Here is an 18,124-nt window from a genome sequence, read left to right as displayed (position 1 = left end):
CACTTTGCTCATGTGCTTCGACGCACCCATGCAGTCCTGGGGCACCAGATCACACTTCGCCAGCCGCGACACGGCAACCGAACCCACGAAATCGGGTGTCACCGGCCTGCTCGCGGCAGCCCTCGGCATACCCCGCGACGCCGACGACAAGATCAAAACATTGGCCGACCTGCGAATGGGCGTACGCGTCGACCGAGAAGGCGTCGTAGAAGACGATTTCCACACCGTCCAAAATGTTCCGAACACCGAAGGAAAGAACCACAGGACGGCAACAACCAGAAGATTCTATCTCGCCGACGCACTCTTCCTCGTCGGCCTCGAAACAGACGATACGCAACTACTGCACCAGATGCTCGACGCCCTCATGCGACCTCGCTGGCCCCTGTATTTCGGCCGAAAGGCATTCGTCCCCTCACGCCCCGTTCCCAGCAACGGATTTCCCGAAGAGCGCCACCCCATCACCGGGAAAACACTCGGCGACGCACTGCGCACACATCCTTGGCTCGAAAACCAGGCCACCCCGCATTTTCAAGAACGCACCAGGCCGCAAGAAGCCCCCGGTACATGGCTGCGCACAATCGTTGACGCCGACCCCCTGGCGCTGGACGTCGAACTACGCCACGACCACCCGCTCTCTTTCGGCCCAAAACAACGCTCCTACGCGCCCAGGGCAGTGCACATCAGCCATGTCCCGCTCACACCCGAAATGATCAACGACGGGGCTGCCGCGCAGACGGGCTTGCCGACAACCGGAGACGCCCCTCAACCTCACACGACCCACCGGGATGGACCATGACGCCCCTCTGGCTGACACGTATCGTCCCCGACCCCCGCAGTCGCGAAGCACGCCGAGACTTCCGCAACGCTGTGGAACTGCACCGCCGTGTCATGACGCTTTTCCCGGACGGTCTAGGCGATCAGGCGCGCAGGCAACTCGGCATCCTCTTCCGGGCGGAGGAAACCACTGCAGGCACTTACCTGCTTCTCCAAAGTCGAACCCGCCCGGATCTGGACAAGCTTCCTTCCGAATACGGGCACGGAGACAGCAGGCCCCTCACGCCGCTACTGGATGCCCTACGCCCAGGGCTGCCGATCCGCTACCGCATCGATGCCAGCGCCATCCGCAAGCCAAGGAAAACCACCCAAGAATTGTACGGACTCAAACCCATCGTGGCCTTGACGGGTCCAGCCGCAGAAGACTGGTGGCAGAGGCAAGCCGAAAAATCCGGACTGAAGCTGGACAGTGTTCATGCCACGCGGTTGGAAGCGGCCGGCGGCGTAAAAGGCAAGCAGCGGATCCATAACCATCGAACGCGATTCGAGGGGAACGCACTCGTCGACGATCCTCATCTGCTACGTCAATGCGTGGAAGAGGGAATAGGGCGCGGTAAGGCATATGGTTGCGGATTGCTCAGTATTGCCCCCGCGAGACCTACTGTGTGACCGGATGATCTTCTTGGACGGAAGTATGCATGTGTCCCCGCCGACGCAGGGGTGATCCGTCCTTGTTGTATGGGATGGGGTAGATGCCGTAGTGCTCCCCGCCGACGCGAGGGTGATCCGGCATTCGTGACACCGCCGACGATGGCGAGCGCTTACTCCCAGGCGGCGCGGGGGTGATCCGAATGGCATCATCCTGGCCCGGTTCCAGAACTGGTGTTCCCCGCCGACGTGGGGGGTGAACCGTCCAGTTCCACGCGGTAGTCGTTGTACCCGCCGTAGTCCCCACCGATGCGGGGGTGAACCGCACGGGATCGCTGGGTCGGCGGATGTGCTGCCGTGCTCTCCGCCGACGCGGGGGTGAGCCGTCTCGGCAGTCGTCGTACTCCGCATCGAGATCGGGGTCCCCGCCGACGTGGGGGTGAGCCGTTCATGGGCGGATCGCGGGCGGCGAGTGGGAGTGGTCCCCGCCGACGCGGGAGTGAACCGTCGCCGGGAGGAAGGTGGAAGGTACCGATGGCGTGGTCCTCGCCGACGCGGGGGAGAGCCGGAGGAGGGGGCGCCCTGGCCCGTTGTCCAATGGTGGTCCCAGCCGGCGCGGGGGTGATCCGTACGTCAAGGACACTGGCATGCGGAAGCTGAAGTGGTCTCCGCCGACGCGAGGGTGAACCGATCCCCACCGAGGGGGACGGCCTGGGGGCCGAGTGGTCCCCGCCGACGTGGGGGTGAGCCGCAACTCCCGTTGAGGTAACCGTTGTTGACAGAGTGGTCTCCGCCGACGCGGGGGTGAGCCGAAGTCGCCGGCGGGGTCGACGTCGACAACGCGGTGGTCCCCGCCGACGCGGGCGTGGGCCGTAGGCCGAGCAGGTTGTAGTCGTACGCCCGTTGTAGTCTCCGCTGACGCGGGGGTGAACCGGCCTCATAGGCTTGGTCCGGCTGGACGGAGCCGTGGTCCCCGCCGACGCAGGGGTGAACGGGACGCCGGGGTCCGCTCGCTGAAGTGGGTCACGTGATCCCCGCCGACGTGGGGGTGAACCGGTGCACACCGGCCCGCACTCGCCGCGCGCGTGGCTGTTCCCGTCGATGCGGGGGTGAACCGACAACCTTCTGCATTATCCAGCGCGTCGCTGGGTGGTCCTCGCAGACGCGGGGGTGAGCCGACCGCCCCGGATCTCGACGAGAAGGTCGGGGTGTGGTCCCCGCTGACGCGGGGGTGAACCGACCCAGAACGGGCTGCCGTACCAGTGGGCCGGGTCGTCCCCGCCGACGCGGGGTGAGCCGGCCATGGAGAAGCTGGCCAAGAGCACGCAGAAGTGGTCCCCGCCGGCGCGGGGGTGATCCGTTGGTCGAGGACAAGGCGAACGGTACGGCGGTGTGGTCCCCGCCGAAGCGGGGGTGATCCGCAGATGACTGCGAAGAAGGTCGCCGTCCTCATGTGGTCCCGCCGACGTGGGGGTGATCCGCATGTACACCCTCTTTTCCTTGACCTGGTTCAGTGGTTCCCGCTGACGCGGGGGTGATCCGACGCGTTAGCACCTGGACGACCTCGTGACTGAGTGGTCCCCGCCGACGCGGGGGTGAGCCGCGTTTCGAGGACATCGAGCGGGCGGTGTTGGAGTGGTCCCCGCCGCCGCCGACGGGGGCGACGCAGTTGCCTGCCGGCCGGGGGAACGCGGCGTGGTCCCTGCCGACGCGGGGGTGCACCGCCGTAGGGCACCTTGTAAGGCAAGTCGTAGGGCGTCCTCTGTGGCGGGCCCGGCACCGGTGTTCCAGCGGGCCGGGCCGGTGGGTTGTCACAGCCAGGTCTGGCCTTCGTCGCGGAAGACGGGCCACGGCCGGTCGGAGGTGTCCGGGGATAGCAACAGGTGCCGGATGCCTGCTGCCCAGCAGTCCTGGTCCATCAGTTCGATGAGGTAGCGGTCCATTTCCGAGGGCCTCACCTGGAGCGTCCGGGACAGCGTGGCGGTGAGTCCGTTGGAGGCACGCCATTCGGCCTGGCTGTGCATCTCCATGACGACCTCGCCGGCCACCAGTTCGCCGGTTCCCGGTGGGCGTACCCATTGCGCCGGGATCCCCCGGGCCGTCAGGTCTGCGGCCAGGGACGGGCCGGAGGTCTCCACTGTGAGGGTCATGACGTCGCCGATCAGACGCGCCGCGGCAACAGGGTGGATGGGGTAGATGCCCCACGGAACGCGCAGCGGGTCGCGGGAGACGCTGTCCAGAGACGTGGCGTGCATGTTCAAGTCGAGCTGGTCCCCGATGCGTGCGCGGCGCCGAGCGGCGTTCCATTGGCGGGCGAGCCGTTGTCCGAACTCCTCCCGCGTCCACCCCTGGCTGATTACGCCGTGCAGGTCGACGGCGATCAGGGCACGGCTGCCGGGCACCTTTGCGGCGAAGATCCCGTCCGTGGCGGCGCGTTGGGTCGCGGTCTGCAGGAGCTCCATGTGCGTCCGCAGCGGGGTGCCGATGTCGTGGAGCCGCTCGTCGGGGTTGTCTCCGGGCAACGCGGATCCGGTGCGGATTGCCTCGTACGCGGTCTCGATCCGCTGCTCCTGGGCGCGGCTGCGGTACCTGTCCTTGGTCTTGATCTCGTAGGTGTGCGGTCCGTCGTCCTGCCAGACGGTGATGTCGCCGATCCGCAGGCAGTTGGTCAGGTCGTGCATGAGAGCGAACCGGCCGTCGTCGCGCCAGTGCCTCTCCACGGTCTCCAGCTCCGCCTCCAGGCCGACCTTGCCCTCCATGATTCCGGGCGGCGGGTTTCGGCACAGGGCCAGGATGTACCGGCGGTCGCGGTTGAAGGCCCGCCAGACGAGCGCGTCACCGACCGAGCGGAACTGCCGCCCCACGCGCTCACACAGCTCGCGCTCAAGGATCCACGTCTCGATGTCGGACCGGTCCAGCCCCGACTGCGGTTCGGGCGCACCGACCTGAGGCGCCTTGCCGTCGCGCATGCGCTTGACCGCCCGGCTGAAGGCGTTGCGGTCGCTCTCCACCGCGCGGATGTGCCGCAGCAGGTCCTGTTGCAGCTCGTAGCCGTCCTGCGGGCTGCGGCAGGTCCGTACGCGCTCGATCAACGGAACCAGGTCCGCCTGTGCGGCTTGCTGCCGCGGATGCACGAGCACCTCTTCGGGCCCAAAGCCCGGATCGAACAGTTTCACCGGCACAGTGTCGTCCCATCGGGTCCCGCAACGAGACAGCTTTTCCCGCTCCGACCCGGCGCTTCAGCTGTCCGGTTGGGCGGGCTGGTGCCCGTAGCGGAGTGCGAGGTCGAAGTAGCCGCGGGCAACCAACGAGACTTCCCGGCCGTGGTCCCCGCCGACGCGGGGGTGAGCCGCCTGCTTCTCGGCGAGCCAACTGCCGGGCTCGGTGGTCCCCTCCGACGCGGGGGTGAGCCGGACGGGGCGGTGAAGACTGCCGGTGCCCTGCCGTGGTCCCTGCCGACGCGGGGTGAGCCGACCCAGAATGGGCTGCCGTACCAGTGGGCCGGGCACCCACGCCGATGCGGGGGTGAGCCGAAGGGTGCGAAGGCGCCGTCCGGGTTTAATCTGTGGTCCCCGCCGACGCGGGGTGAGTCGACGTCGTACTCCGCCTTCAGTCGCTCTTCCGCGTGGTCCCCGCCGACGCGGGGGCGAGTCGGTGCACGAAGCGTCGGTGAGTCACGGCTCCTCGTGGTCCCCGCCGACGCGGGGGTGAACCGTTGTTCGAGGCCCGCGACGCCGGCGCCAACGAGTGCTCCCTGCCGACGCGGGGGTGAGCCGCCGTTCGAAGGCTTCTACCACCACGTCATCCGGTGGTCCCCGCCGACGCGGGGGTGAACCAAAGACGGCGGCCGTACGGCAGGAAGCGCGCACGTGCTCCCTGCCGACGCGGGGGTGAACCGGCCGAGCGCGAGCGGGTGGCGACGGTTTGGACGTGGTCTCCGCCGACGCGGGGGTGAACCGTGGGTTGTGGCCGCGATGAGAGAGCCGCCGGGGTGGTCCCCGCCGACGCGGGGGTGATCCGCCGTCGCAGTGGTGGGTTATGCCGGCGCCGGGGTGGTCCCCGCCAGCGCAGTGGTGATCCGTAACAGGGGGTGCTGATCTACGAGTTGGGCTCGTGTCCCCGCGACGCGGGGGTGATCCAATGAAATGGAAACTAGGTCGCCCCGGCGATCCGTCCTGCCCGCCGACGCGGGGGTGAGCCGGTCAAAATGACCACCGGCAACGCCAAGGGCAAGTGGTCCCCGCCGACGCGGGGGTGAGCCGAGCAGGAGGGCGCCGCGCAACGACTTCTCGTCGTGGTCCCCGCCGATGCGGGGGTGAACCGTGGGAGATCGGCGGCGTCGAGTGGGACACCGAGTGGTCCCCGCCGGCGCGGGGGTGAACCGACGCTCGGGAGCGCGCGGAAGCTGCTCGGAAGGTGGTCCCCGCCGACGCGGGGGTGAACCGAGGAAGATCTCTGCGATGACGAGGACCAGGAGGTGGTCCCCGCCGACGCGGGGGTGAACCGCCGGCCAGGACGACGGCCTGGTCGTACCGGCCGTGGTCCCCGCCGACGCGGGGGTGAACCGGAACTGGCCGAGCATCTGCACAACCGGCACGAGTGGTCCCCGCCGACGCGAGGGTGAGCCGACGGTGTAGAGAACCATGTGGCCGAGCAGGGAATGGTCCCCGCTGACGCGGGGGTGAACCATTGATCAGGACCGCGTCCCGGGTCGCCGTGACGTGGTCCCCGCCGACGCGGGGGTCAGCCGTTGGGTGAGGCCGCGCCGCTCCCGCCAGTACGGTGGTCCCCGCCGACGCGCGGGGGGTGAGCCGATCTGGAGGTTGGTGTACGCCATCACGACTCAGTGGTCCCCGCCGACGCGGGGGTGAACCGTGGTCATGCATCGGGAAGTTGCCCGGGTTGTTGTGGTCCCCGCCGTCGCGGGGGTGAGCCGATCCGTCACGCCGAGACCGTGGAGGTCGACGCGTGGTTCCCGCCGACGCGGGAGCAATCCGCCAGTGAGTGCGCGGCTATGGTTGTCGCGACGTGGTTCGCTGATGTGGGGGTGAACCGGCAGGCATCCACCCGCCGAACCGGACGACGATGTGGTCCCTGCAGACGTGAGGTGATCCCTTTCCACCACAGGGATCTCGGCAGGGAAGGTTGTGCTGCCCGTCGACGCGGGGGTGAACCGCCATCCGTCTGATTCTTGGCTGAGCCCCAGACGTGGTCCCCGCCGACGCGGGAGTGAGCCGCAGATCAACAGCCAGCAGGCCGCGCTCGTGATAGTGGTCCCCCGCCGCCGCGGGGGTGAGCCGTCGAAGAGGCGGTGCCGGGGTGAACTGCCTGGGTGGTCCCCGCCGACGCGGAGGTGAGAAGGGGGTCGGTCCGGAGAGGCAGTTGGGGCGATCCCGGCCGACGCGGGGGTGACCCGACGCGTCGTTACGCGCAGGGCCGCCTCACCGTCTGGTCCCCGCCGACGCGGGGGTGACCCGACCGGAATCCACGATGTGGCCGCCAAGACCGCGTGGTCCCCGCCAACGCGGGGGTGAGCCGCACAGGAATCCGTGGATGTCCCGGTCCCAGTGGTGGTCCCCGTCGACGCGGGGGTGAACCGAGAGAGGTGAGGAGACTAGGAAACGGCGGCGCGTGTTCTCCGCCGACGTGGGGGTGAACCGAAGGAGGCGTACGAGCCGGCGTTGGCGCCCAGGTAGTCCCCGCTGACGCGGGGGTGAACCGACCGTGTCTCGTGAGGGCGTCACGTACGAGATGTGGTCCCCGCCGACGTGGGGGTGAACCGATCACCGGGTTGCTGGACACGGACTACGTCGCGTGGTTCCAGCCGATGTGGGGTGCTCCGCTCATTGACTGGAAACGCGACGCTGGCGCAAGCTGCTCCCTTCCGACGTGGGGGTGAACCGTTCTGGGGCACCTCTCTCAAGGGAACCCGCGCGTGGTCCCTGCCGACGCGGGAGTGATCCGAAGCTCGCTCCACACCCCGACCCGCGCCGGTTGTGGTCCCTGCCAAAGCGGGGGTGAACCGTCCTCGACACCTCGACTTCTACCAGGACTTCGTGGTCCTCGCCGACGTGGGGGTGAACGGCCGCCACGTGACGGGAGGCGGTCGATGACGACGTGGTCCTCGCCGATACGAGGTGAACCGGTGACCTTGCGATCCGCAGGCACCGGGTGACGGTGGTCCCCGCCAGCGCGGGGGTGAACCGTCCCTGGCGGACAAGCTCCGGGAGCAGGGCGAGTGGTCCCCGCCGACGCGGGGGTGAGCCGCAGGGCAAACGCCTGCGGGCCGAGTCGATCGCGTGGTCCCTGCCGACGAGGGGGTGAGCAGCCGTCTTCGGCGACGTGCTGCCCCCGCTGCCCGTGGTTCCCGCCGACGCGGGGGTGAACCGTCTGTGGGGTGGCTGTCGGGTGGCCGTAGGCTGTGGTCCCCGCCGACGCGGGGGTGAGCCGAAAATGACCGGCGGGGCGATCGGCCTCAACACGTGGTCCTCGCCGACGCGGGGGTGAACCGGTCCAGGCCGTCGGATCGACGATCAAGGGCTTGTGGTCCCCGCCGACGCGGGGGTGAGCCGAGAACGGATGAGATTCCTCATTTGCGACGCGAGTGTTCCTTGCCGATGCGGGGGTGATTCGGGTTCGGTGGGATCGGCCGCCCTTGTTCGGACGTTCTCCCCGCCGATGCGGGCGGTATCCGTCATCGTCGCCACGCCGACGCGGGGGTGAACCGCCTGCCTCGCGGTTCAGCAGGAACGCGAAGGAGCGGTCCTCGCCGACGCGGGGGTGAACCGTTCACGGTGCCCTCGCCGACGTCGACGCCGATGTGGTCCCGCCGCCGCGGGGGTGAACCGGCGGACCGGGTCTGGGATGCCTGGAAGGTCGGGTGCTCCCTGCCGACGCGGGGGTGAACCGTCGACCAGGAGGTGCCGGGTCGGGAGTTGGCGGTGCTCCCCGCCGACGAGGGGGTGAGCCGAAGCCCGTCGAGATCGAAGCCGTGCACTTCACGTGGTCCCCGCCGACGCGGGGGTGAGCCGTTCGTCCCGCACCAGAAGGCCGGCGATCAGCGGTGGTCCCCGTCGACGCGGGGGCGGGCCGGCGCAGGGCCGTTGGATCGCCCGCGGCCTGATGTGGTCCCCGCCGACGCGGGGGTGAGCCGGCGCTGGTTGTAGAGGCGGAACAGCCTGTCGAGTGGTCGCCGCCGACGAGGGGGTGAGCTGGGGACGATGTGGGCGGTAGCGAACGTGGTCTAGTGGTCCCCGCCGACGCAGGGGTGAGCCGCCGTAGCCAACAGTGATGGGATGGGCACGATGGTGGTCTCCGCCGCCACGGGAGTGAACCGTCGATGTCCGCCTGAGTGTTGAGCGCCGCCTGGTGGTCCCAGCCGACGCAGGGGAGCCGGAGATCTCCAAGAAGCTCGCGGACGTCAACGGGTGGTTCCGCAGACGCGGGGGTGAACCGAAGTGCGTCACCGACCGCATCCTGGAGCTGGAATGGTCTCCGCCGACGCGGGGGTGATCCGCCCACGACCGTGGTCAACTGTTCAATCACGCCGTGGTCTTCGCCGACGGGGGGAACCGATGTGGAAGGTCGCGCGTGCCACGACCGCAAAGTTGCCTCCGCCGACGCGGGGGTGAACCATTGATCAGGACCGAGTCCCGGGTCGCTGTGACGTGGTCCCCGGCGGCGCGAGGGTGAGCCGAGGGCGGCGAATGCGATGCGGCCTTCGATGCAGTGGTCCCCGCCGATGCGGGGGTGAACCGACGAATCACCGGACGGGTGAGGTGCCTACGACGTGGTCCCTGCCGACGTGGGGGTGAACCGTTTATGAGGTCCGCGGCCACGAGGTGCGGCTGGTGGTCCCTGCTGGCGCGGGAGTGATCCGAACTGAGCGACGTACCTCAGAAGGTAGCTCGCGTGCTCCGCGCCGACGCAGGGGTGAACCGCTGAAGGGCGCCGTCCTGAACGTGGGAGGTCGTGTTCCCCGCCGACGAGGGTGAGCCGATCGGGCAGGACGGCGAACTGCGCGTGTACACGTGGTTCCAGCCGATCCGGGGGCGAAAGGACCGTGTGCACCGCACGGGGTCCGTCGTAGTCGTGGTTCCCGCCGACGCGGGAGTGAACCGTGGCAGCTAGGGCAGACCTCTTGGTCCAAGCTGTGGTTCCCGCCGACGTATGGGTCAGGCTGCGAATGCCCGTCGGATCAGGGGACTTGCCTTCTCCAACTCGGCAGCCGAGGAGATGCGTACCTCCACGTCGCCCGTCCCGTGGTGCCCGATGCCACGCATGTCGCGTGAGAAGCCCTCCTCCAGCGAGATCGTGTCCGGGGCGATCCGGAGATAGACCAAGATCAGCTCGCGCTTCGGACGGAAGACCACCGAGGCGAGGTTCACCATCCGCCGGTAGGCGATGTAGTGCCTGAGCGCAGCCACCTCGACCTCGCCCCAAGCCGTCAGCATCTCGTCCAACTCGCCGTACAGGTCTTGCAGGGAAGCAGGGGGCGCGCTCGGGTTGGCCTGGACCGACGGCTTCCCGCAGACGCCGCCGCTACCGGCTGCCTCCATCCGCTCCCGGCGCTGCCGCCGGGTCGGAGCGGGCCGGGGAGAACCAGGTACGGACTCGATCAACAACAGGCTCAGCAGCCCGCCGTCGAAGGAGCGATACCGCACCAGGTCGATCCGCTCGTAGAGACGGTGCACCGCTACCCGGTCGTGGTGCGAGAAGCCGGCCGCGATGCAGACCATCCGCGGGTTCCGCCAGTCGATTGCCTCGGCCGCCTCGGCGCCCAGCTTCTCCTTCACCAGCGCCTCGAACTCATGACGTGCCGAGTCCAGCCACGACAGGTAGGAAACGGCCTGCGACACGACGCCGCTGTCGGAGCCCTTCTTGTACTCGACCACCACGGGGGTGTTGTTCTCGTCGAGCCCGAGCGTGTCGATCCGACCCCGATGCCACGGTCCCGTCGGATACTCGGAAGCCAGGAAGCGGATGCCGAGCATCGACTCCATCCCCGCCTCGACCCGACGCTGCAGCTCCACCTCCAGCGCCACCGTCGAGCCCCGAAGCTCGACATCCCGGCCATCGGCGTCCTGCCGGAACAGCATCAGGTCGGCCATCAGCGTCCCCCCCTCCCGCGATCAATACAAAGGGAGCAATCGAAACGGCCACAGGGGTATTCCAGATGGAGAGTGTTCCCCTCAGACTGTTTACTCGTAGCGGGGGCGGACGCGCAGGCGGTTCTGTGGGAGCCCGACAACCTGGTAACCGCGGCTGCCTGCTGCCAGCGACGCCCCTCCGGTGGCCGCCCGGTGGCCGGACGCCTTTGGACGGTGCAACACGAGGTAGCACGCTTCAACCTGCTGTACGTCCTCTGATCAGGTAGAACGTCACTAGGCGGCACGACCAGGCACCGCGCAACACGATCGCTCATGGTCTTGTAATGCGTAGGTATCGTTACTTCCCACAGGTGTGGGGATGGCCCCGCGGAGATAGTGGCACTCTGGAACAAGATCGCGTGCTCCCTGCACCCGCGAGGGTGGTCCCCAGAACTGGGCGGGACGCCTGCTCAAGGAAGCGTGCTCCCTGGCCGGATGCAATCTCTCCCAGCCTCGGAACCGGTCCCAGGCCAAGGACATCCCAGGGACGTTTCAGGGACTTTCACGCCTGTCTCAGGGAGTTTCCAGGGACTTTTCGCCGCGTAAGCAGGGAAGGCCCTGACAGTGCTGAAAGATAGGAACGCGCTGATCAGGGACTGTACCGTCAGCATTCGATGATGTTCACCGCGAGGCCTCCGCGCGCGGTCTCCTTGTACTTCACGCTCATGTCGGTGCCGTGGCCTCCGGTGTCATCATCGTCAGCCGAGCTGACCTTCTACACCTGAATTCCAGTTCGGTCAAACGGTGATCTCCCTAGATCATCGCAGAGTCTGCTTGCTGCTCACTCGGAGGATATTCATGGGTAACAGTGTCGATCTGGAGGGAGAGCGTTCCGCATTGGGGTTGCCACTTGTGTCGGAGGACACCTCGGTCGGCCGCTTCCACGTCGCGCGACAGTGCGGTGGCAGCCCGGTGGCGTTGTCGGCCTGGCGGGTCACGACTGACGATCGTGACCTGGCTGATGCTCTGGCTGAGTTGTACGGCGGCGTGCCAGAAGCATCGGTGTCAGCTGATTGTTTCGGCTATGAGGTGCTGACCCGGCGAGATGCTGTCTCCATCATGGTGAACGGATCTCAGTCCCTTGCGCTTCGCATGGTGCTGAGGGGTGCGGGAGAGACCTTTCACGTTTGTGATGGTGTCAAGCTCCTGGAGCCGTTGGGCGCGGGCGATGAACCTTGTGGCTGCGGTCCCACGCTTGCTGAGCGCAAGACTGCAGCCAGGACAGGCCGTGGGCCGAAGCCAGAGGCGCACCTTCGGTTTCGTTTGAGCGACCTTCCCGAGGCGGGTACGTTCCAACTTGTCTCGACCTCCTGGGAGTTCGCGGAGTCTCTTCCCGTGTTGGAGCATGCCTTGGACGAGGCGGGCGGCCCAGCGCTGTGTGTACTTCGCTATGAACTGGTGGAGTTCACTACACGCTCTGGCGTAGAAGTGAGTTACCGAACGCCCGTGGTCGAGGTCGCCGGGCGCGTTCCTGGAGGACAGGATGATGTCCACCTCGCAGCGTGAGGTTCCGCTCCACGAGTTCGAATGCCGGACGGTCACGCGACCGCGGCAGTAGACGAGAAGGGGTACCGGAGCGATGGAAGTCATCCACGAACGCTGCTCAACACCCGCCACGATGGCGACCGATGCCTGGAACAACGGCGGGTGAAAATCGGGTGGTGTCGATGTACTGGCCAGGGCCGTGAACTCCCGCTTGCGCCACAACGGTCGCGTGTCGTCCAGCGACCCGAGGTGTTCGCTCATCGCCGGGACTGCCAGGCGCATCGGACGCGCACCTCGCGAGACGATCTATTTCCTTTGCCGTTTCCTGCCACGCCCACCCTCTCAAGGGTGGTGCGCGAGCGTCAGCCTTTCCATGCCGTGCCTCACTGCTTGTCAACGATCGGGCTGTCGGGGGCGGAAGCGTCCCGGACGCGGAAGTACAGCCGTTGGGCCGCCGAGTCTGTCCTGTCCCTCGTAACGCCAGGAGGCAGCAGAGCGAAGGCGAGGGTGATGCCGGACGGGTCAATGGCCCTACCGGACGGGCGTTCGGGTTGGTCGGCAATGTCCCGTGCATCCAATACGGGGTAGAGCAGCGTGATACCTCGCCGTTCCCGCGTATCCGCGACGAGGCCCTGGGCCACCCGGCGGTGGAGCGGGCTGCTGATGCGGCCGAAGGGCGGGCCGGCCCGCAGCCTGTCATGCCGGAGCACGGACAGTGTCGGGGAGCCGAGCACCGTGCCGACCTGGACCCGCGCTTTCGCCGGATGCGGGACGATCACCAACCAGTCGTCGATGCCTTCGTGGTTCCCACTCGTCTGTTGCAGATAGGCCAGGTGCGGTGCGAAGTGACCGGGGCTCGCCCACTTCAGCCCGCTCAAGACATCGAGCATCTGTGTGTGTCCGACGACGATGGTGTGGGCGGAGAACGAGCCGCTGTGCCCCGAGTTGTCGGCGGGGACGGCGAAGGTGGAGAGCGGACCGTGAAGTGCCTCAAGGACAGCGCGCCACAGCTCGGTGTTGCGCCGCTTCACAACAGCCGTCACTGGGTACAAGCCGGGTTCGATCCACGTCCCGGGCGAATGGATCTCCACAAGCTCGGCGTTGTACATCTTGTTGGGGCTGGTCGGCCTGAGCCACGGCAGGTGTTGTGCCACCAGCGGGGGCAACTGCGCGGGGGTGACCTGTGGATGTCCGTTCACCAGCCGGGCGTACTCGGTGAGTTGGACGCGGAATGCTTCTTCGTCACGGCACATGGCTTCGAACGCCTCGTAGAGGTCGATCTCACTGCGTCCGGCTGTCTCGCCGCGGCCGATGTAAAGCCGTACAAGATCGCGGTAGCCCTCACGGAATCCGAACCAGCGGCCCATCTGCATCAGGGCATCGGCCTGCGACGTGGCACGGCGGTAGTAGGTGACGGTGAGGCCCTCGATGGTGAAACCTCGGGCGAGCTTGGCGCCGCCGACAAGGATCTTCCACACTCGACGACGGTCGAAGTCGACGGTGCCGGCTTCGATGTCCTTGTCACCGTTGACGACGACTGTGGGATCCCCGGCCCCGGTTACCCGGGCGCGCGCGGCATCGACGTACGGGATCAGCTCGTCGAAGGTGGCCGGGACTACGAAGGTCCCGGCCCGGTGTGCCGATACGGGAGCGAAGTCCTGGTCGTGCAGCGCGCGCAGACGAGCGAGGTTCTCGGTCTGTGACTCATCCGGCTCGTACCACAGGCGGAGAACGCGTTTCGCGAGCTCGCGGTGGTCGGCGATGCGCACGGACTCGTGGACCAGCATCGTGTGGTGCCTGTAGACGATGCCACTCGGATCGTGCGCCTCGCGGTACAGCTTGACCGCCCCGGACAGGACGAAGGCGTCGAGGGCCTGCCGAAGTGCGGAGTCGCCCCCCGCGGCGGTGTCATAAACGGCGCGTACATGAGCCATCTCCTGGGAGTTGGCGACCGTTCGCTCCTGTGGTGGGGTCTCCGTATCGAAGTCGTGGAAATCGCGCGCGCCCATGTACCCCGCGGGCCGCGGCAACGAGATGACGAAGTCCTTCGGGAAGATGTCCTCGGTGTCCGCCGGATCGATGAGAACGTTGGCGAACGGAGTCGCGGTGTAGGCGATGTACTGGGCGCGGGGGAGCAGTCCCAGCAGCTGCGAGATGAGCCCGTTGATGGCGGTGCGCTCCCCGTTCTCGCGGAACCTGCCCGGATGCATGGTGTTCACCGACCCATGGTCCGCCTCATCGTCGACGATCAGCACTGGGATCTCCCGGAGCTGGTCCCCGAGGCTGCGCAGATCCTTTACTACCTTCCTCAGCACTGTGCTGTTCTTCTTGACCACCATTAGGCGGGCGGCGCTGCGGTGCAGATTGCGCGGGTCGTGGAGCGGCACCGACGGATGCGCCTTCTCGAACTCCAGCGCGGTGATGCCCTGGTGCAGGAGCCGGTAGTCGCTGTCTCGCGTCGTGAGCCGCACGATGTCGAACCCCCCGATACGGGAGGGCAGTCGGCCGTGTGTAAGGAACTCCCCCGAGCGCCACGCTGGGTCGTCGGCGTAATCGCCGTCCTCCTCGGCCGCCCCGCGAAGGATGTTCTCCCGGCCCACGAGCTCCTTGTCGAGGCGCCGCTGCGTCTGGGCACGCAGGTTGTTGAGCGAACCGCTGAGGACAATGACCAGCCGGTACCCGGAGTCCACGGCCTTGGCCACCACGCCGGTGATATGGGCGGTCTTGCCGGACTGGACATAGCCGACGACCAACCCCTTGGCCTGGTAGGCGGCAGCGGCGGTGGGGTCCGCGAGACGCTCGACCACCCGCCGGGCGGCCTCGTCCACCCCGGCCACGGCCTCCGTGGGCCACCCTTTGACCTGCCGTAAGTACCCTTCATAGGCAGGCCAGTACCAAGCCTGGCTGGACTCCCGCGCCGGGGTGAGCCACGGCACGAACGCGGTGCTGATGACGATTGGGCCCTCGGTGAAGGAGATCGGTACCAACTCCGTCAGCACCCGGCGGCTCTCCGGCTCCAGCGCCAGCAGTTCATAGGCGGCGATGCGCCGCTCGGCGGACCGCGCTGCGCTCCCCGTCCAGTTGGGCGCCTCAGCGAAATCCCACTCGGTCACGGCCCGCCGCCACAGCTCGACGAGCGGATCCGCAGGCTTTCCGGCGGTCAGTTGGCCGCGGAACTCGAACTGGCTCGTGTCCAGGTCGGAAGGCTGCTCCTGGGACCAGTGGGCAAGGGCCTTGGTGAGCGGTCGGGGGCCCGAGACACGCATCGCGCCGAGGACCAGCGCGTGCAGCTCGACCACCTCCTCGCCGGGAGGAACACTGCGCGGGCTTTTTACGGGCACAAGGTCGTCGAGTGCGTCGCGGTGTGCCTGATCGAGCTCCAGCAGCCGGTAACTCGCGCGACGACGTTCGGGCGTGCAGGGTTTGGAGTCCGTCCCGGTAAGCTCGGAGGTGCGATCGAACCTGTCGAGCATCGTGCGCCACTTGCGCAGAGTGCCGGGCGAGACACAGGTCACCGCGTCGCGCGCACCGGCTGCGCGCAGCCGCGCGTACCGCTCGAGTTCTTCGAGAACGGCGACGGACGGATCTCCCAACGACCCGGTGGCCAAGCGTATTTGGATCTTCAGTCCGCGGATTTCCGTGTGGGCCCGGTCCAGCGCCACAGCGTACTCCCGATGCCTGCGGGCATCGGCCAAAGCCTGCGCGTCTTTTCTGCTGATTTGTGCCGTCAGGGTCCTGACCTTGTTCTCCGCGTCGTTCCTGCCCCTACGGGCTTCCTCATGGAGGCACCTGAGGTTGGCGACGTCAGCTGCGGTGAGCCGGTGTCCGACGACGTCGACGACCTTCTCGATGAAGTCCTCGGGAGGAAAGAGGTGTCCACTGAGGTACCGGCTCACCGTCGCGGGGTGGCTGAAGAGCAGCTGGGCGAAGCTCCGGAGCGAGATACCCATGGCGGTGAAGGCGGCTCGCAGGGCGGCGGCTAGGGCTCGGTCGGTGGTCGGCAGGTCCTCTCTCAGGTGCTTGAGCGTCCCGCCCGTCCAGTTCTCTGATGGCACCAGACAGTCCTATCGGGTGGCCGACGCGCTTGTGACTGTTGCGCGGGATTCGGCAACAGAGAGGGGCTGTTGCGCTGCGCTTCGGCAACGCGTTGCCACGGGTGCACCGGTGTCCCGGTGCGTCATGGTCGCTCCGCCGGCCATGACCGTGGCCGGGTATCCGAGGTGCGCGACGCGCACGTGAGAGAGGTGAACGATGCGAGCACGCGTGAAGAGGCCGAGGCCCTTCGAGTGGATGCGCCAGCTGCTGCCCGGCGGGCGGGCCGGTCGTCTGGCCCGGGCGACATGGTCGTCGTTCGGCCGGTTTGTTTTGCGTGGGGCGGCCACCGCACTGGGTACCGCGTTGACGGCGTGGCTCATCTGGTGGCTGCAGGGCAGTTGACCCGGGCGGGTGCCGCGAAAAGGCGTGGTGCCGCGGCACCCCCTCCCGTACGCTCTGGATCGCAAGCTCGCGCTCACGCACGGACCGCTTGCGTACAGACTGTTTCTGTAGAGACGCAGAAGAAAGCAGGAGGTGCATTTCGATGATTGCCGTCACGCAGGGCAGTGCCCGCTCTCAGTACGTCATCCACACTCCTGCGGTCTCCGGCTGACAGCCACTCGACATCCGCGCGCCTGACGCGCTGCCGGGGCCGCCCTTCGAAGGGTTTCCCCTTGTCTTTCTCTTCGTTCGAGGCTTCTTCTGCCTACGCGCTCACCCCGTATGGGTGGGATGCGGACTGGGAAGCTGAGTTCTCTCCGTACGCGGCTCGAGGTCTCGTGCCGGGTCGCGTCGTGCGCGTCGACCGTGGTCAGTGTGACGTCATCACCCCGGTCGGCACGGTCCGTGCCGACACCGAGTTCGTGGTTCCCCGTGACCCGATGAAGGTCGTGTGCACGGGTGACTGGGTCGCCGTCGACCCCGAAGGCAACAACCCGCGTTACGTGCGGACGCTCCTGCCCCGCCGTACCGCCTTCGTCCGCTCGACCTCGTCGAAGCGTTCCGAGGGCCAAGTGCTGGCCACTAACATCGATCACGTCGTCATCTGTGTGTCGCTCGCGGCCGAACTGGACCTCGGGCGGATCGAGCGGTTCCTGGCGTTGGCCATGTCCTGCTCCAGTGGTGAGGCACTGCTGCATAACGCGGCGGACTCCTGGGAGTCCGGTGCGCGGCCCGTGGTCGTGCTGACCAAGGCCGATCTCGTGCCGGACGCGGTGACGTTGTCGTACCTCGTCCAGGACGTGGAGACGGCGGCGCCGGGTGTGCCGGTGCTGGCCGTCAGCGCCGCCACCGGGGACGGGATCGACGTCCTTGCCGCGGTCGCCGCCGGCGGTACGTCCGTGCTGCTCGGGCAGTCCGGCGCGGGCAAGTCGACACTCGCGAACGCGCTGATCGGCGCGGACGTGATGGACGTCCGGGCGACGCGTGACGTCGACGGCAAGGGCCGTCATACGACCACCACGCGCAACCTGCTCGCCCTGCCGGGCGGTGGGGTGCTGATCGACACGCCGGGGCTGCGCGGTGTCGGGCTGTGGGACGCGCAGACCGGGGTCGGGCAGGTGTTCGCCGAGATCGCGGAACTGGCCGGACAGTGCCGCTTCCACGACTGCGCCCACACCGCCGAACCGGGCTGCGCGGTCCTCGCCGCCCTCGACTCCGGCGAACTTCCCGAACGCCGGCTCGACAGTTACCGCAAGCTCATGCGCGAGAACCAGTGGATCGTCGCCAAGACCGACGCCCGCGCCCGCGCCGAACTGCGCCGCGACTGGAAGCGGAAGGGGGCGGAGGGGAAGGCGGCGATGGAGGCGAAGCGGGGGCGCTGGGCCTAGTACTACAGCCGGACTTCTGCGTTTTTGCAGGTCAGGGCCGTTCTGGGAAGCCGGTCGGGCTGATGGAGTGTCAGTTTGTGGAGGGTCTCGCACGGCGCTCACCTGGCAGGATGTCGGCGTGCCGCCTGTCGCCGCGCGTATCTTCGGTGACGGCCGTGGCGAAGTCCGGCTGTAGTACGAGGGCCTGTCCGGCGGATCAGGTCG

Annotated in this window: 8 protein-coding genes; 4 read left to right on the top strand and 4 right to left on the bottom strand. The window is 67.7% G+C overall.

Features of this window, described 5'->3' with window-relative positions; all coding sequences use genetic code 11:
• Positions 1–10: 10 nt before the first annotated feature.
• Both cas5e and cas6e read left to right on the top strand, forming a co-directional pair.
• Complete coding sequence (gene cas5e, locus OG226_RS12010; RefSeq protein ID WP_329348882.1) at positions 11–796, top strand: type I-E CRISPR-associated protein Cas5/CasD; 786 nt, start codon at positions 11–13, stop codon at positions 794–796.
• Positions 793–1,443 (top strand): type I-E CRISPR-associated protein Cas6/Cse3/CasE, encoded by a 651-nt coding sequence (cas6e, locus tag OG226_RS12005; protein WP_078623274.1) that lies wholly within the window; start codon positions 793–795, stop codon positions 1,441–1,443. The genes cas5e and cas6e overlap by 4 nt, the downstream gene beginning before the upstream one ends.
• 1,790 nt (positions 1,444–3,233) lie before the next feature.
• On the opposite strand, the gene OG226_RS12000 is transcribed toward cas6e, so the two are convergent.
• The 3 genes from OG226_RS12000 to OG226_RS11990 form a co-directional block, all read right to left on the bottom strand.
• Positions 3,234–4,598, bottom strand: coding sequence for a hypothetical protein (locus OG226_RS12000; RefSeq protein WP_329348880.1), 1,365 nt, complete (start codon positions 4,596–4,598; stop codon positions 3,234–3,236).
• 63 nt (positions 4,599–4,661) lie between these two features.
• Positions 4,662–4,931 carry a hypothetical protein gene (locus OG226_RS11995; RefSeq protein ID WP_329348879.1) on the bottom strand — a complete coding sequence of 90 codons (270 nt, stop codon included), beginning with the start codon at positions 4,929–4,931 and terminating at the stop codon, positions 4,662–4,664.
• Positions 4,932–9,596: 4,665 nt separating this feature from the next.
• Complete coding sequence (locus OG226_RS11990) at positions 9,597–10,532, bottom strand: DUF5655 domain-containing protein (RefSeq protein ID WP_329348878.1); 936 nt, start codon at positions 10,530–10,532, stop codon at positions 9,597–9,599.
• Positions 10,533–11,369: 837 nt separating this feature from the next.
• On the opposite strand from OG226_RS11990, the gene OG226_RS11985 reads away from it, so the two are divergent.
• Entirely contained in the window at positions 11,370–12,077 is a 708-nt protein-coding gene (locus tag OG226_RS11985; protein WP_329348877.1) for a recombination directionality factor, read from the top strand.
• 362 nt (positions 12,078–12,439) lie between these two features.
• Here the strand turns inward: OG226_RS11985 and OG226_RS11980 are convergent, their stop codons facing one another.
• Positions 12,440–16,111: a Z1 domain-containing protein gene (locus tag OG226_RS11980; RefSeq protein ID WP_329348876.1), complete on the bottom strand. Its 3,672-nt coding sequence runs from the start codon at positions 16,109–16,111 to the stop codon at positions 12,440–12,442.
• Positions 16,112–16,765: 654 nt separating this feature from the next.
• On the opposite strand from OG226_RS11980, the gene rsgA reads away from it, so the two are divergent.
• Positions 16,766–17,920, top strand: coding sequence for a ribosome small subunit-dependent GTPase A (rsgA, locus tag OG226_RS11975; RefSeq protein WP_329348875.1), 1,155 nt, complete (start codon positions 16,766–16,768; stop codon positions 17,918–17,920).
• Positions 17,921–18,124: the final 204 nt, after the last annotated feature.

Source organism: Streptomyces sp. NBC_01261, from assembly GCF_036226385.1.
GTDB lineage: Bacteria > Actinomycetota > Actinomycetes > Streptomycetales > Streptomycetaceae > Streptomyces.
This window is presented reverse-complemented; position numbering and strand designations above follow the sequence as displayed.

Bases quoted from the DNA above. Each gene is read 5' to 3' on its own strand.
- OG226_RS11985 (WP_329348877.1), top strand. From the start codon at position 11,370: ATGGGTAACAGTGTCGATCTGGAGGGAGAGCGTTCCGCATTGGGGTTG.
- cas6e (WP_078623274.1), top strand. From the start codon at position 793: ATGACGCCCCTCTGGCTGACACGTATCGTCCCCGACCCCCGCAGTCGC.
- cas5e (WP_329348882.1), top strand. From the start codon at position 11: ATGTGCTTCGACGCACCCATGCAGTCCTGGGGCACCAGATCACACTTC.
- OG226_RS11990 (WP_329348878.1), bottom strand. From the start codon at position 10,532: ATGGCCGACCTGATGCTGTTCCGGCAGGACGCCGATGGCCGGGATGTC.